The organism is Carboxylicivirga caseinilyticus (assembly GCF_050589785.1).
Taxonomy (GTDB): Bacteria; Bacteroidota; Bacteroidia; order Bacteroidales; family Marinilabiliaceae; genus Carboxylicivirga; species Carboxylicivirga caseinilyticus.
Genome location: NZ_JBNGOX010000009.1, coordinates 21,933 through 38,408, shown reverse-complemented (window position 1 = coordinate 38,408; position 16,476 = coordinate 21,933). Strand labels below are relative to the sequence as shown.

Annotated in this window: 8 protein-coding genes; 5 read left to right on the top strand and 3 right to left on the bottom strand. The window is 36.8% G+C overall.

Annotation, left to right across the window (positions count from 1 at the left end; all coding sequences use genetic code 11):
- Positions 1–694 precede the first annotated feature (694 nt).
- From ACRD62_RS06690 to ACRD62_RS06675, 4 genes are all read left to right on the top strand, one after another.
- Entirely contained in the window at positions 695–1,651 is a 957-nt protein-coding gene (locus tag ACRD62_RS06690) for a glycoside hydrolase family 43 protein (RefSeq protein ID WP_430819360.1), read from the top strand.
- Between the two features lie 18 nt (positions 1,652–1,669).
- Positions 1,670–2,647, top strand: a complete 978-nt coding sequence (locus ACRD62_RS06685; protein ID WP_430819359.1) for a glycoside hydrolase family 43 protein — start codon at positions 1,670–1,672, stop codon at positions 2,645–2,647.
- 33 nt (positions 2,648–2,680) lie between these two features.
- Positions 2,681–5,776 carry a glycoside hydrolase family 2 TIM barrel-domain containing protein gene (locus ACRD62_RS06680; RefSeq protein ID WP_430819358.1) on the top strand — a complete coding sequence of 1,032 codons (3,096 nt, stop codon included), beginning with the start codon at positions 2,681–2,683 and terminating at the stop codon, positions 5,774–5,776.
- A 90-nt stretch (positions 5,777–5,866) separates the two neighbouring features.
- Positions 5,867–7,474: an alpha-L-fucosidase gene (locus tag ACRD62_RS06675; RefSeq protein WP_430819357.1), complete on the top strand. Its 1,608-nt coding sequence runs from the start codon at positions 5,867–5,869 to the stop codon at positions 7,472–7,474.
- 50 nt (positions 7,475–7,524) lie between these two features.
- Here ACRD62_RS06675 and ACRD62_RS06670 read toward each other — a convergent pair whose 3' ends face one another.
- Together ACRD62_RS06670 and ACRD62_RS06665 are read right to left on the bottom strand one after the other, a co-directional pair.
- Complete coding sequence (locus ACRD62_RS06670; RefSeq protein ID WP_430819356.1) at positions 7,525–7,800, bottom strand: hypothetical protein; 276 nt, start codon at positions 7,798–7,800, stop codon at positions 7,525–7,527.
- 144 nt (positions 7,801–7,944) lie between these two features.
- Positions 7,945–11,430 (bottom strand): discoidin domain-containing protein, encoded by a 3,486-nt coding sequence (locus ACRD62_RS06665; protein WP_430819355.1) that lies wholly within the window; start codon positions 11,428–11,430, stop codon positions 7,945–7,947.
- Positions 11,431–11,732: 302 nt separating this feature from the next.
- Here ACRD62_RS06665 and ACRD62_RS06660 point away from each other — a divergent pair, with 302 nt between their 5' ends.
- The gene (locus ACRD62_RS06660; RefSeq protein WP_430819354.1) at positions 11,733–13,973 is read left to right on the top strand and encodes a T9SS type A sorting domain-containing protein; all 2,241 of its coding nucleotides are present in this window, start codon (positions 11,733–11,735) and stop codon (positions 13,971–13,973) included.
- A 41-nt stretch (positions 13,974–14,014) separates the two neighbouring features.
- On the opposite strand, the gene ACRD62_RS06655 is transcribed toward ACRD62_RS06660, so the two are convergent.
- A complete protein-coding gene (locus ACRD62_RS06655) occupies positions 14,015–16,354 on the bottom strand; it encodes a TonB-dependent receptor (RefSeq protein WP_430819353.1) in 2,340 nt (779 codons plus the stop codon).
- Positions 16,355–16,476: the final 122 nt, after the last annotated feature.

The window sequence follows — 16,476 nt, the reverse complement described above, 5'->3', positions numbered from 1 at the left end:
ATGATGTACATTTTATATTCAAACTTTTAAAGAACTGTAAATCAAATATTAAACAAGGTTAATTTCATTCTTTATAAATCTGAGTGTTTATAGTACACTTAGTAAAAACAAAAGTACGTGATCATCCAATAATGGACTAATACTATTTTATCCTTTCTTTGTATTATTTAATTAAAAATTAACAAAATTATACACATGTGTTTTGTGTATAAACCGATAGGCTATTTGATAGCACTTCTGTTTTGGCTGTAAAGTAAAGGGTTGTAAACAGTTTTGAGGTGTATTAAATGTATACTTTGAATGCTTAAAATGTTAAAAATTGAATAATATATTCAGGCGAAACATCTTAATTTCAGTTTTCAATCAAAGTGTTGTAAAACTATAGATGATTTTAATGATTGCAAAATAAATAATGAATTAAGACAAGAAATTTCAAAATAGAATTCTGTAATGATAAGAATGAAATTTTAAAAAATGGATAATTCGTCAATTTAGATAGACAGATTAATTTTAGTGAATGTCATCTGTATTTTAGTAGTAACTTTAAAAAAAGTAGTATTTAAAGTTAAAAAATTTAAAAACCAACATTCATAAGTTTGTCATCTTTGTAAGGATGTAATTCAATATAGTAATGATAAAAACGCATACTTTTCTACTATTTCTTCTCATTGTGCTATTAACCAAAAGTTGTTCAATGGCAGATGATGAAAACAGATACGAAGCATACCTCTTTGCATATTTCGAAGGAACAGGTGATCCAAATGAAAGAGAACAATTGAGGTTTGCAATCAGTAATGATGCAATAAACTGGACGGCACTTAACGATAATAAACCAATACTCCCTTCTGCTGAAATTTCTTCGACCGGAGGAATAAGAGATCCTCATATTTTAAGAGGCGACGATGGTAAATCCTTCTTTATGGTAGCGACAGATATGTTTACTTTTAAAAATGGTTGGGATCATAATCCGGGGATAGTCTTACTAAATTCAAAAAATCTGATAGATTGGGATCATTCGTTTATTGATTTAACAGAAGCTTATCCTGAAAAATTCGGGAATGTAAAATGGGTTTGGGCACCGCAAACAATTTTCGATTCAGAAGAGGGAAAATATCTAATCTACTTTACCGTAAGATTTAATGATGATCTGAATCTGGATTTTTATTGTGCGTATGCAAATGATGATTTTTCAGGATTTGAAAACGAACCACGCTTAATGTTTAGTCCGAAATATGGTGCCATTGATGGAGACATTATATTTAAAGATGGTATCTACCATATGTTTTTTAAAGGTAATACAAAAGACGAAAAGGGGGTTGAATTTAAGAATGGAATCAGGCAGGCTACCAGTAAATCTTTAAAGGGACCATGGACTGAAGACTTTACTTATCTGGATGCTTATGCTGATAGTTCAATTGTAGTTGAAGGTTCATCTGTTTTTAAATTCAATAATTCAGATGAGTATATATTAATGTATGATTTATATAGTAGTGGGAAATATGAATTTCAGAGAAGTACGGATTTGTATAAATTCACTGCTGAGCCAGAGTCTTTTACAAAGAACTTTTTCCCGCGGCACGGTTCTGTAATTGGAATTACAAAGAAGGAATTAGACCGTTTAAACGAAAAGTGGGGTAATAATCGAAAATAACTAACTAAATAATTTACAATGACAATTTGGAAGAAAGTACTTTTATCGGCATTTGCATTTTGTGCACTATCGGCTGTTAATGCGCAAAATGAGTTAGATAGTATCTATCACTTTACTACAAAAGGGAATCCAATTTTCACACATAAATATACTGCAGATCCTGCTGCATTAGTTTTGGGCGACACCTTATGGCTGTTTACAGGTCATGACTTTCAAGGTGGACAAAAAGGTTATAACCTGAAAGATTGGTGTGTTTTTTCCACAACCGATTTAAAGAACTGGACAGAATATCCTACACCGTTAAGAGCAAAAGACTTTTCATGGGATGAAAGAGGACAGGCATATGCTGCTCATACAGTTGAAAAAGACGGAAAATATTATTGGTATATAAGTACAAATACATCAGGGATTGGGGTGGCTGTTGCTGATCGTCCTGAAGGACCTTATAAAGACGTGTTAGGAACTCAGTTGGTAAAGCGTTCTGATTGTTTTGCGTCTACTCACTCCTGGACTTGTATTGATCCTGCGGCGTTTATCGATGACGATGGTCAGGCCTGGTTATTCTGGGGTAATGGAGTTTGCTATTACGCCAAACTTAAGGATAATATGATTGAACTGGATGGACCCGTTAAGAAAATTGATTTTGAAGGATTGGAATTTACCGAAGCTCCTTGGGTACATAAATACAATGGCAAGTATTATTTAAGTTATGCAACCGGATTTCCTGAAAAAATAGCCTATGCTATGGCCGATAATATTGAAGGTCCATATGAATACAAAGGAATATTAAATGAAATAGCCGGTAACAGTAATACAAATCATCAATCCATAGTGGAATTCAAAGGTGAATGGTATTTTATCTATCACAATGGAGGAATTCAGACGGATGGTAGTAGCTATAGCCGTTCGGTATGTATCGACAAGCTATATTATAATGAGGATGACACTATCAAGCGGATTGTTATGACCACAGAAGGGGTTGATGCGGTTAAATAATTATGAAAAAGAATGAACCTTAATACTAAAAAGATGAAAAAAGAATTAATGCTGGTTGTATTAGCCTGTATGAACTTTTCTGTTTTTGCTCAAAAAGAATTGTGGCAAAATCCGAAAGTTAATGAGGTGAACCGACTACCTATGCACACTTCATATTTTGCATACGAGTCAGATGAAGTGGCCAAAGCAGGCGATAAGGAAATGTCTGCCAATTTTATGAGCTTAAATGGCATTTGGAAATTTAATTGGGTAAAAGATGCCTGGTTACGTCCGGTTGACTTCTTTAAAACCACGTATGATGATAAAAGCTGGGGTACAATGCCTGTGCCTGGTAACTGGGAATTGAATGGTTATGGTGATCCAATTTATGTAAATGCGGGTTATCCTTGGCGTAATCAGTATGCGAATAATCCACCAACAGTACCAGAAGAAAATAATCATGTGGGTACATACCGCAAAGAAATTGAATTACCGAAAGGATGGACAGGCAAAAATATTATTGCTCATTTTGGTTCGGTAACCTCCAACATATCACTGTATGTTAATGGTAAATATGTAGGATATAGTGAAGATAGCAAACTGGCTGCTGAGTTTGATTTGACAAAATATTTAAAGCCGGGTAAAAATCTAATTGCTTTTCAGGTATTTCGTTGGTGCGATGGAAGCTATCTTGAAGATCAGGATTTTTGGCGTTTCTCTGGCGTTGGGCGCGACTGCTATTTGTATGCACGTGAAAAAACTTATATCAAAGACATTCAAGTGACTCCTGATTTGATCAATAATTATACTGATGGAAAGCTGGATGTATCTCTGGATATTATTGGTGGTGCTTCAGTAGATCTTGTTTTAACAGATAAAAAAGGAGAAGTAGTTACTAAGAAAAGCATAAGTGGATCAGGCAACAAAACAGCTTCAATAGAAGTTGCGGATGTTAACAAGTGGTCGGCTGAGCTACCTTATTTGTATACTTTAACAGCAACGCTTAAAAAAGGGAGTGTTGTAAAGGAAGTGATACCATTAAAGGTTGGCTTCAGAAAAGTGGAGATGAAAAACGCCCAGCTTCTTGTAAATGGTCAACCAATATTGATAAAAGGGGTGAATCGTCATGAGCTGGATCCTGATGGAGGATATGTAGTTTCGAAAGAACGCATGATTGAAGATATTCAGTTGATGAAAAAGTTCAATGTGAATGCCGTTCGTACCTGCCATTATCCAGATGATGAGTTGTGGTACAGTTTATGTGATGAGTATGGTATTTATATGGTTGCCGAAGCCAATGTTGAGTCACATGGTATGGGTTATGGTGATCAGACTTTAGCTAAAAATCCATTATACGATAAAGCTCATCTGGAGAGAAATCAGCGTAATGTTCAACGAAATTACAATCATCCGGCGGTAATTATTTGGTCGTTGGGTAACGAGGCCGGTTTCGGTCCTAATTTTGAGGCTTGCTACAAATGGATTAAAGCTTATGATACTTCTCGTCCGGTGCAATACGAGCAAGGACATGGCAATGAGTTTACCGATACTTACTGTCCGATGTATCTTGACTACAAGCGAAGTGAGGAATATTGTCAGAAAGAACAGACTAAGCCTCTTATCCAGTGCGAATATGCACACGCCATGGGTAACTCAATGGGTGGATTCAAAGAATACTGGGATTTGATTCGTAAATATCCATTATATCAGGGTGGTTTTATCTGGGATTTTGTTAATCAGTCCATTAGATGGACAAATAAAGATGGTCAGGAAATATATGCCTATGGTGGTGATTTTAATGCTTATGATGGAAGTGATAATAACTTTTTGAATAATGGTTTGATTAGTCCGGATCGTGTTCCCAATCCGCATTTTTATGAGGTAGGTTATTTTTATCAGTCAATCTGGACAAAGGATGCAGATATTAAAGCCGGTAAGATTGAGGTTACCAATGAATATTTCTTCCGCGATTTATCGAACTTTTACTTGCAATGGGATTTAGTTTCGGAAGGTAAGGTTGTGTCAACTGGTTTTGTAAATCAGATGGATGTAGCACCTCAAAAAACTGAACGAATTGATTTAGGATTGGAAATACCAGAGTGCCTGCAACATTCAAAAGAACTTTTTGTAAATGTTTCTTATAAGCTTAAAAAAGCTGAGCAGTTGCTGCCTGCAGGTTATACCCTGGCAAAAGAACAGTTGACAGTTAAAGAATGGGAAAGTGAAGCAGTGGTTATCTCTAATAAAAAGGAAAGTAACCAAAAAGTCAGCCTTCCTGAAAAAGTGGATAACGATTACAATTATCTGATTATTAAAGGAGAGAATTTCCGTATTGATATTAATCGTCATTCAGGCTTTTTAAGCAGATATGAAGTAAATAATACTCCTTTACTGGAAGATGGGGCCGAGTTAAAGCCTAACTTCTGGCGTGCTCCAACCGATAATGATTATGGAGCGCAGCTACAACAAAAATATCGTGCATGGCATCATCCAAAAATGGATTTGAAATCTTTTGATAGCTCTTTGGAAGATGGAATGGTAAAAGCAGTAGCCAAATACGAAATGCCTGGAGTTAAAGCTGAGTTGGTTCTTGAATATGTGATCAATAACGAAGGTGCAATTAAAGTCACACAGAAATTAAAGGCAAACTCTGAGGAAGAAGTTTCTGAAATGTTCCGTTTTGGGTTGAAAATGCAAATGCCTGCCGACTTTGATTTGATTGAGTATTATGGTCGCGGCCCGGTTGAGAATTATGTTGACCGTAAGTATTCAGAGTTTGTAGGATTGTATAATCAAACGGTTTGTGAGCAGACTTATCCTTACATAAGACCACAGGAAACCGGAACCAAGAGTGACATCCGTTACTGGAAACAGGTAAATAAAGCTGGTTTTGGATTAGAGTTTATTTCAGATAATTTATTCTCAGCCTCGGCATTGAATTATACTATTGATGGTTTGGATGACGGATGGGATAAAGATCAACGCCATATGCCGGAAGTTGATAAAACGGAAGCTGTCAATATCTGTATCGACAAAATGCAATTGGGATTAGGTTGTGTAAACAGTTGGAGAGCACTTCCACTTAAACAATATCGCATTCCATATCAGGATTATGAATTTACTTTCTTGATAAAGCCCATTAGCAAGTAGAGTTGAGTTCATTTAAATTATAACCCTGTTCCCATGTGGGGCAGGGTTTTCTTTTGTAAGTATTAACATAGCAGCTAATAAAATAAATCCATGAAAAAATCTATCCTTGTTTTAATAACTGTTTTTGCATTGCTCTCATGTTCCAGCAAAGAAAAAATGCAAACAGGTAAGTTCGATCCTAGTTGGGAATCGTTAAAACAATACGAAATACCAGAATGGTTTAATAATGCCAAATTTGGAATTTGGGCCCACTGGGGGCCACAATGTCAACCTGAACAAGGTGATTGGTATGGTAGATTTATGTATGTAGAAGGCAGTGGTCAATATAATTGGCATGTTAATCATTATGGTCATCCTTCTGAATTTGGATTTAAGGAGGTAATCAATGACTGGAAAGCCGAAGAATGGGATCCTGAAAAATTAGTTTCGCTATATAAAAAGGCTGGTGCCCGATATTTCTTTGCCATGGGTAACCATCATGACAATCTTGATTTATGGAATAGCAAGCACCACCGGTGGAATTCTGTTGCAGTTGGTCCGCATAAGGATATTTTAGCTGGTTGGGCGAAGGCAGCTAAAAATAATGATTTGCCATTTGGTGTCAGTATTCATTCAGCACATGCCTGGCGTTGGTTTGAGACATCTCAGTTGTCGGATAAAAACGGAGATTTGAAGGGAGTACCTTATGATGGAACAATGACAATGGCAGATGGAAAAGGAAAATGGTGGGATGGTTTGGATCCTCAGGAATTATATGCGCAGAACCATCCGTTAAGTGAGAATAGTAGTGATCCCGGTTCAATTCATTCTCAATGGGATTGGCAAAATGGAGCAACACCTCCTTCTGAAGAGTATTGTATGGATTTCTACAATCGAACTGTGGATATGATCAATCAGTATCATCCTGATCTTATTTATTTTGATGATACAGCTTTGCCACTTTATCCGGTCAGCAATGTGGGCCTCGAAATAGCCGCTCATTATTATAATTCCAACATCATTCAGAATAATGGTCAACTAGATGCCGTGTTGTTTGGAAAGATTTTAACGGATGAACAGAAAGAATGCATGGTTTGGGATGTTGAAAGGGGCGCTCCTGATCAGATTCAGGAAAAACCATGGCAATCGTGTACATGTATTGGAAGCTGGCATTATGATCGTGCTGTTTACAATCAGAACAGGTATAAATCTGCCAAAACGGTTATTCAGATGTTGGTTGATATTGTTAGTAAAAATGGAAATCTGTTATTAAATATTCCAATAAGAGGGGATGGTTCTATTGATGATAAAGAGGAAGCAATTTTAGAAGAAATTGCACATTGGATGGAGGTAAACAGTGAGTGTATTTTTGATACCCGTCCATGGTTAATTTATGGGGAAGGTCCAAAAGCAGAAAGTGCAAATCCAATAAATGCACAGGGCTTTAATGAAAACAAGGGTCAAGCTTATGCTTCAAATGATATTAGGTTTACCCAAAAAGGATCTGCTCTTTATGCAATCGTGATGAGTGCTCCAGATGATGAGAATCTTCTTATAAGATCACTTTCGTCAGAAGGCGCATTGATCAGTGATTCAATGAGGAATGTGATGGTTCTGGGTAGTGAAATTGAAAACTATTCATTTGATCAGGATGGTCTACGAGTAAAGCTGAAATCAGCACCTGAGTCAAAAATGCCGGTTGTAATTAAAATATACTAAACAAATATTTAGCAGCATCTCCTTTCGGGATGCTGCTTTTTTTGTTAATATCAGAATAATGAATCGTTATCATTCTCAACAACCGGTTCAGCATTAATTGCCAGTTTATATCCAAGGTAGCCTCCTATGGCTTCACCAATTAATCCGAAGAAAAGTGCATAGGTTAATTCTCCAAATAACTTCATGCCAATAAAAACAAAAAGCAGTCCAATAGAGAACCATAACAGGAGCAACGTGATGACATATAAGTTGGGTTTAAGACCTTCTTTCTCCCTAATTATTTTGCGAATTTTCCTACTTAATAAAATCAGTACCAGTAAATCCATTTGATATCATTTAGATTATTTTATCCTGTTTCAGACTCTGCAAAATTAGGGATTTCTATTTTAAAGGATATGCTATTCAAAATAAAAACTCCCAAAGCTCATTGATTTTGGCCCTGGGAGTTTTTTATTATTGTGAATCAGCTATTATTTTTTAATCACTTTTTGTACTATTTGTTTTTCATCGAAATTGATAATTAACAGATATATACCTGAATCGAGATTACCGGTATTTATTGAAATCTTTTTTGTTCCGGGTTCTATCTCTTTTTCAACGAATACCTTACCATTAATAGTACACAATCGTAAGATAGCATCCGAGCTGATTTCAGGTAAGTCAATATTTAGTTCGTTATCAAATGGATTAGGATAAGTTTTAATGCTTGCTTCAGTATTTGAAATGTCAGTTGTTCCGCCGGTTGTAACTGATATCTCGTTGGATGGTTCTGAGATACCTCCATCGTTGTAACCTCTCAATCGGAAGGTATAACTGGTTGCCGGTGACAAATCCGAAATCATGAAAACTTTAATAGTTGGTTGAATCGTGTCAAAAGGAACAAATTCACCATCTTTCAACTGCTCAATGATATATCCTTCGGTATTTAATGATGCATCACTCCATGTAAGGAATACAGATGTTTCAACATATACTGTTCCTTTTAGGTTGGTTGGGTTATCTGGTGGAACCATCTGAGTTAATAAAATTACTTCTGCTGCACTTGCATAGGTTGATCCATTAATTTCCGAAAGGGCTTCAAATTTCACATATCGCCCGGATACTTTTTCATCAAACATTACTTCTTTCAGTTTGGTGCTGGCAGCCATCTTACCTGTGTTAACTGCATTACCCAAATCAGCTGGATCGTTGCTTATGTATATGGCATAGTTAGCAATGGTACCTATTGTCATTCCATCCTGACGAGGCAGATACCTGAATCCAGCCAGACTCATTTCTTCGCCTAAGTCAACTGTGAGATAATGTGGATAGCCGGGTGCTGCTCCACTGTATTGTGTATGCCAGTAAGTATCTTCATTCCCGTCAAAGGCATAAATAGCCGGAGAATATTCACTGCTTGTTTCCTCGCTGCTATAATCGATTAAGTTGATATTAGCCGGGCTTACATATCCCTTTTTAAGTGTTTTTACCATGGCAAGGTTAGACTCAGCTGAAGCTGTTTCATCTTTCACGGCTTTCACCCGGTAGTAATAGTTGGTTTCGTATTGCATTGTGGTATCGACGTAACTGATCGAATTAGATTCAATCGTATCGATGCAGGTAAAGTACAATTCACTGTCACTGGCACGTTCAATGTAGAATCCGTCTTCATTGTCTGAATTGTCATTCCAATTAAGCTCAACAAAGTTTTGTTTGTTGTTTTCAGCACTTAATCCGTCAGGAGCCTGAACCGGATAGAATGCATTATCCAGGTGAAACTCGATGATACCACTACCATAGGTAGCAAAACGAACACAGTTGGTTCTTTTGATAAATTCAACATCAGTAAAATCAACACTGGGAATAGGATCATCAGTCATTTGAAACCAACGGTTGTCCTGCACTGAATAAACCCATGCACCACCATATCCACATGCTGCAAAGATAAACTGTTCATCCGGCGATAAAGCAAAGTCGCGTATGCGCGATACATTTAAACCAATTGTTCTCGACGAAAAAGTCTGACCATGATTGGTCGATACTAGAAAATAATTACCGACACCTGCATAATAAACCGTGTTGGCATCAATCTCAGAGGCTTTAATTACCGCCTGATTCTTTGGATAGTTATAATACTGGTCGTTCGACTTAGGCGCACTTCCATAATATCCGGCTCTTGTCCAGTTTTCACCTCCATCTGTTGAGTATAAGAATATGCCATTGTTTAAGGCAACATACCACATGTCGCGGTCAAGTTCTGAATAACCAAAACTACCGATGTCAGAACTATATTTACTATTGAAATTATAAGCATGAGCTGTTTGAGTAATGGTTCCTGTGGATTCATCATAGGTGAATTTCTGAAGATTACTTCCGTAAGCTGCATAAATGGCATCTTCGTTAGGGTTGGGTGATGCTAAGATTGGAGCCGCCCACCAGTTGCCTAATCCATCAAATACAGCAGAACCTCCGGTTTTACCTGTTGCAAAATTATACTGATGCTTTATTCTTCCGTAATAAAACCAGGTCCAGGCTGATGTTTCGCGCTTCGAAAAACCAGTGCGTAATACATCTGTTCCGTCAATATCTTTTGTGCTGACAATCATACCTGAATCTTTGTAGGCAGTTGCTCCACGATCCTGGTTTGCCATGTAAATCGAATTGAAATTCTGGCTAGAAGCTGCATCGTAATGCATTGCAAACCATGCGCCATTGTTGCACCATGTATAAGAGTCCTTGTTTTCAGGTGTTTCAGAAATATAGCACCCAAAATCAAGACCAACCAGTGTAATTGGGGTTCCTCCTGCTTTTTCAAAGGTCCGCATATGCTGCATGTCCCAGCCTAGTTTATAACCAAATCCGTTCCATGTTGCACCGTAATCAGTAGATAGCTTCATATCTTCAAAGCCACTGATAAGCATATTGGGTTTATCAGGACAAATTACCTCAAAGGGTCTGTCGCGCCCTGCATTTTTTTCAACCCAGCTAGCTCCTTCATCAGATGAGTAATAAACAGTGTAAGTAGAATTGATGGTTGACAAATAAAAATGATACTGTCCGTTATAATAAGTCGCTGCAGCACTCGAAAGGTTGGTTCCTGCTAATGTGCTGGTAGATGAGGTTTGTAACTCAAAGTCGCCAACAGATGGGTTGTATTTGTAAATATCAATGGTCTTTTCACTTTTACGCCATAGCCACATATATGCATTGTTGGTATAAAAAGGTTTTGCAATCCGCATATCATAAGTTGAGATGGGAATGCTTAGGCTTGATTCAGTATAAGTGGCGCCGTTATCGCTTGAAAAATAGATGTGGTGATAATTGGAGTAATAAGTATGTAACATTATTTTTTTAACTCCATCATTGGTAATCTCAAAAATCTGGTTCGACCAGCTTTGAGAAAGATTTGCACCACTTGCAGCTGTCCAGGTTAGGCCTTCATCGTCAGAATATTCCATTCTTCCTGCATCATCGTTGCTACGAATCAAACGATAAGTATTATCATCCAGCAATGTTCCGGTAAAAACCGGATTTGCAGTAGAATTGTTAGTTGGATTCATTACTATTTTATGATTTAGTAAAGTCCATTTTACTTCATTCTCGTATTCCAGTTTGTATAAGTGACCGGCATAACTAACCACGTAAAAAACGTTACGTAATGAATCGTAAGCTGAATTGTCTACCCGATATCCATACCAGCCAGTTTGTGATAATTTGGTTTTCCATTCGCCTGTTAGTCTGCCATTAGCATAGGAACTAACCGTACTTGCTTCAGTTGATTTTAGTCTGCTACTATTTAATCTTTCACTAAGGTATTCCTTAAATTTTGCCAACTCTTCACCGGCTAAAACAGGTTCATCGGGACGTTCTTCATTACCAATTTCATCTTCAATATCATTTATTGAGGGATTTACCAGAAGGTACCCAAATACCAATGAAATGATGGCCAGAAGCAGGAAGGTGATTTTCTTTTTCATTTTATGCATTCAGTTATAAGCGATTTCTATTGAAAGAATGAATTCAGAAATCACTTAATTATCAACCTTCAAAAAAACAATAAAATAAGGACAAGATGTTTTATAAATTCTGCATAAAGCAGCACAAAATCTGCATGAGTTGCTATTAATCAAAAAGGTTGTGGTTTCGAAGATGATTCTCAAGTGCTGTATTAGAGTTCGTTTAATTAGATAGATACTTTTTTGACAATGAAAATTATTCAATATAATTTATATTTTTGCAGGTTTTTAAACTGATAATTATTTAAGAAGAAGTATTTTTTATGAAAAGAAATCTATTTGCTTTTATTTGCGCAATAAGCTTTGTTTTATCTGTGAAGGCAGGTGTTATTTATGTTAAGCCTGGCTCAGAAAGTACAGCTTGGAGTGAACAAAGTACGATTTATACAAATATACAAAGTGCCATTAATGCAGCACAGGCAGGAGACGAAATCTGGCTTGCAGAAGGAACCTACTATGTTACAGAAGATAATGCGACTTCAGATCAGCTTTTAATTCAGCAGAGCATAAGTATTTATGGAGGTTTTTCGGGTTCGGAAACTTTAAAGGCAGATAGAAACTGGAATTTATATCCAACTATAATTAGCGGAGATATTGGAGTTGCAGGCGATTTAAGTGATAACACAGAACGATTAATCAGAGTTGAGGCAGCTGCAGATGATAAGGTAGTAATTGATGGTGTGATTCTTGAAAAAGCCTTTGGAAGTGGTGGAATAGTTTCCATGACAGGAGATGTTGCGTTAGTAAATGTTATTGTTCGTGATAATCATGCAACAAGTTATGATGGCGGTGGTGTTTATAACCGATACAGTACATTAAAACTGGTAAATTGTTTGATTTATAGCAATGAAAGTAATCGTTGGGGAGCCGGCGTATATCAGGATTTAGATCAAGGATCAACAACATTGATAAACTGTACGGTTGTTAATAATCATTCGAATGATACAGGCGGTGGATTGTTTGGGCATTCTGTTGGTAACCTGAAAGTTTATAATAGCATTGTTTGGGGCAATACGGCCAATGTTACCGGAGATAATACATACAATGTAAGTCAAGTGGAATACTCTTGTCTTGAAGACGCAATAAACGGAACCGGTAATATTAATGATAATCCATTGTTTGTTGATGAATCAGCAAATAATTATAATCTGACCGGCGCATCACCTGCTATTGGTGCAGCCTCTAATGACTTGATTTCAGAAACAAAAGATCTGAACTGCCATGCAAGAGTTATTGCAACGGTTGATATGGGGGCAATGGAATATATTCCACAAGCTGGTGTTATCTACGTAAAACCTGGTTCGGGAAGTCCCGCCTGGAGTGGGCAAAGCGTTGTTTATACCGATTTACAATCTGCCATTTCAGCTGCACAGGCAGGAGATGAAATCTGGCTTGCAGAAGGAACCTACTATGTTACAGAAGGTACAGCGACTTCAGATCAGCTATTAATTCAACAGAGCATAAGTATTTATGGAGGTTTCTCGGGTTTGGAAACATCAGTTACAGAACGAAATTTCAATTTAAACCCAACTATAATTAGTGGAGATATTGGAGTGGCAGACGATTTAAGTGATAACACAGAACGATTAATTAGAGTTGAGGCAGCCTCAGATGATAAGGTAGTAATAGATGGTGTGATCCTGGAAAAGGCTTATGGAGGTGGTGGAATCGTTTCCATGACAGGTGACGTTGCGTTAGTAAATGTTATTGTTCGTGATAATCATGCAACAAGTTATGATGGCGGTGGTGTTTATAACCGTTACAGTGCATTGCATTTGGTAAACTGTTTGATTTATAACAATGTAAGTAATCGCTGGGGAGCCGGAGTCTATCAGGATTTAGATCAAGGATCTACAACATTGATTAATTGTACGGTTGTTAATAATCACTCAAATGATACAGGTGGCGGATTGTTTGGCCATTCTGTTGGTAACCTGAAAGTTTATAATAGCATTGTTTGGGGCAATACAGCCAATGTCACCGGAAATAATACCTACAATGTTAATCAAGTTGAATACTCATGTCTTGAAGATGCAATATCCGGCGCTGGTAATATTAATGACAATCCATTGTTCGTTGATGCAACAGGATTGGATTTCCACCAAACAAATGCTTCTCCATGTATTGACGCCGCTTCTAATAGTTCAATAGCAAATTACTCATTGGATCTTGACTTTAGTGAACGAATCAAAAATAATGTTGTTGATATGGGAGTTTATGAGACAACTATCTCAACCGGTTTAGTAAAAACAGTAGCTAATACAAATGTTTTGGTTTATCCTAATCCTATTGGTTCAGATAATTTGATTAACATTATATTACCTCATTTGTCAGAGCAAGTAGTCGTTACAGTATATGATTTGTCAGGTAAGTTGATTGTTGAAAAGAATTTCAAAAATGTTTCATCAATGGCATATGCAATGGAGTATAATAAGTCTGGTGTATATCTGGTTAATATACAGTATGATGATCAAATTTATAAGTGTAAACTGGTTGTAAAGTAATAAAACTTGTAAAAGAGGAACTGGTCAGGTTCCTCTTTTATTTAAAACTCAATTCGATAAGTAAAATATGGATAAATCATTGCCATTCCATGTTCAATTACTTTTTGTTTTTCAAAGTCATAAGCCCAACCAAACATCTCTTTTTGAGCCAAAAGATTTTTAGCTTGTATCATTAATACATGAGCTTTTCCCTTTCTGTTAATTTTGTAATTCAACGATAAGTCGATAAATAATTTAGGATCTTCCTGCCATTCAAAGGCTTTACTTTCGTCTAATATTACCATTTCGTTTTGTCTGGATGCTTCCTGGTCGGCCGGAGTAAAACGATTTCCACCCATTAAAGCTATTTTGGTATTTAATCCAAAGCTGTTATTTACACCTGCTTTCCATTCTTTACCCCCCAGAAGATTAATTACATAATTACGGTTGAACGAGGTATTACGTTCAACCTTGTCACCTCCAACATATTTCGAATCGAAAAATGAAGCTGTCATCATATAATAAGTACCTTGTTTCATAAATCTTTCGAGTGTTATATCAATCCCAGTATTAGTTCCTGAGCCGTTGTTTACCAAAGCATCTTCGAAGTAATCGTCCCATTTGTAGTTTAAAATTGAATATGAGGTCCCATCAATCACAGGAACATCATATAATTGCTGATAATAGCCTTCAATTTTTAGTTTTAAATTTGAATTGATTCGAAAATCATATCCCAAAACAAAATGATTGGCTTTGGTCATTTTTAAATTAGGATTCAAAGCTTCACCACTTGAACTCTGAGCTTCATAAAAGCGTAATGGTTCCGGACGGCTATGTTTTCCATAAGCCAGGCTGATGGAATGTTGTGGAAAAAAACGCCAGATACTACTGATACGTGGTTCTAGTATTAATTCATTGTTCATATCAAAATGCGAAAATGTTGCACCACCAATGAAATCTAATGTGGAAGTGATGCGCCATTTACTTTGAGTAAAAAATTGAGTTTGTCCAATATTACCAGATTGATCTGCAATGCGAATCAGGGTTGAACCATCCATTGGATCGGGATTTCCATTTACAAGGATGCTATAGTGTGTTTGGTTGTATCGAATTCCTGTACGATTGGTATGTCGATTGCCAAACTTATGATTTACGTAGCTACTCAAAAGAAGGCGTATGTTATCTTCGTTATGGTCGGCCAAAGGTACGATGTTTCCATCGCGTTGCCATTGGTTACTTTCCATTTTGAATTGATCATAGCTGACAGCAACAGACGATTTAATAAAAGTTTTAGAACCAGTATTGATCAAATGCGAAAAGCCTGAAGCCGCAATATCAGAACCTGTTGAATATTGATTGTTATCAAATGTGTTGGTCCAGCTACTCATGTCATCATCCGGATCGAATGAAACACTGCTTATGCCACCAATGCCCCAAATCGAAAATTCACCGGCATGCTGTGTTGGCAGATGAACTTTAAAACTTAAATCCTGATAGGTCGGTAATCCAAAGTTTCCATCCAAAAATTCCCCAATCAATCCCATGGTTGAGTAGCGATAGTTGAAAAGAAAGGTTGCATCTCCATTCTTTTTAAAAGGACCTTCAGCACTAATATCAATACCTTGCGACCCCACCTGAAAAGTAGAATGGAACTTTTCATTGCTTCCATTTCGGAATTTCATATCAAAAACACCCGACATGGCATTACTAAATTCTGCAGGGAAAGCTCCGGTATAGAAATCTGAATTATCCAGCATATTAATACTAAAAACAGTTTCGATTCCACCGCCATTATTTACCCCGTTTAAGTGGTTAGGAGCAGGGATTTCTACATCTTCCAATCGCCACAAAATACCTTTTGGAGCATTGCCCCGTATTACGATCGCGTTATCATTTACGCCTTCAGCCATGGTTACTCCCGCAAATGAACCGGCTAATCGAGATGGATCATTCCAACCTCCGGCATAACGGATAGCCTCTTCAACACTAAATGAGCGGGCTGATAAAGTCGCCATATTATTCTGAGCCTTATCTTTTCTAAATTCTGGTTTAATAGTTATTTCATTTAATTGTTGAAAGCTCTCTTTCATTTTTACATTCAATACAAAAACTCTTCCTGAACCAATCTCCAGTTCACTGAATTTTGCAGGTTCATATCCCATAAAACTAAATTGTAGGCTCTGGCGGCCTATTGGAATATTGGAAAGTTCATAATTTCCTTCAGAATCTGTTATTGTGCCAATAGGAGGATTCGAATCGGAGAGAATAACATTTACTCCGGGTAATGGTTGGTGAGTGTCTGCATCCAATACTTTTCCTTTAATTGTTTGGCTCAGGTTCTGTCCAATACTTACTTCCGTTAATAATATAATAGCTGCAAATAACAATAATATATTCTTCATAATTTAAACATTCTAATGCTATAGTTATTTTGACAAAACTAGACTTCAGAAGGGGTATGAATGTTCCAATTTATGAATACGAACCTTTTTATTTAAGTTCGAACGTGACTTTATAAAGTCGA

Bases quoted from the DNA above. Each gene is read 5' to 3' on its own strand.
- ACRD62_RS06675 (WP_430819357.1), top strand. From the start codon at position 5,867: ATGAAAAAATCTATCCTTGTTTTAATAACTGTTTTTGCATTGCTCTCA.
- ACRD62_RS06660 (WP_430819354.1), top strand. From the start codon at position 11,733: ATGAAAAGAAATCTATTTGCTTTTATTTGCGCAATAAGCTTTGTTTTA.
- ACRD62_RS06665 (WP_430819355.1), bottom strand. From the start codon at position 11,430: ATGAAAAAGAAAATCACCTTCCTGCTTCTGGCCATCATTTCATTGGTA.
- ACRD62_RS06670 (WP_430819356.1), bottom strand. From the start codon at position 7,800: ATGGATTTACTGGTACTGATTTTATTAAGTAGGAAAATTCGCAAAATA.
- ACRD62_RS06685 (WP_430819359.1), top strand. From the start codon at position 1,670: ATGACAATTTGGAAGAAAGTACTTTTATCGGCATTTGCATTTTGTGCA.
- ACRD62_RS06680 (WP_430819358.1), top strand. From the start codon at position 2,681: ATGAAAAAAGAATTAATGCTGGTTGTATTAGCCTGTATGAACTTTTCT.
- ACRD62_RS06655 (WP_430819353.1), bottom strand. From the start codon at position 16,354: ATGAAGAATATATTATTGTTATTTGCAGCTATTATATTATTAACGGAA.
- ACRD62_RS06690 (WP_430819360.1), top strand. From the start codon at position 695: ATGGCAGATGATGAAAACAGATACGAAGCATACCTCTTTGCATATTTC.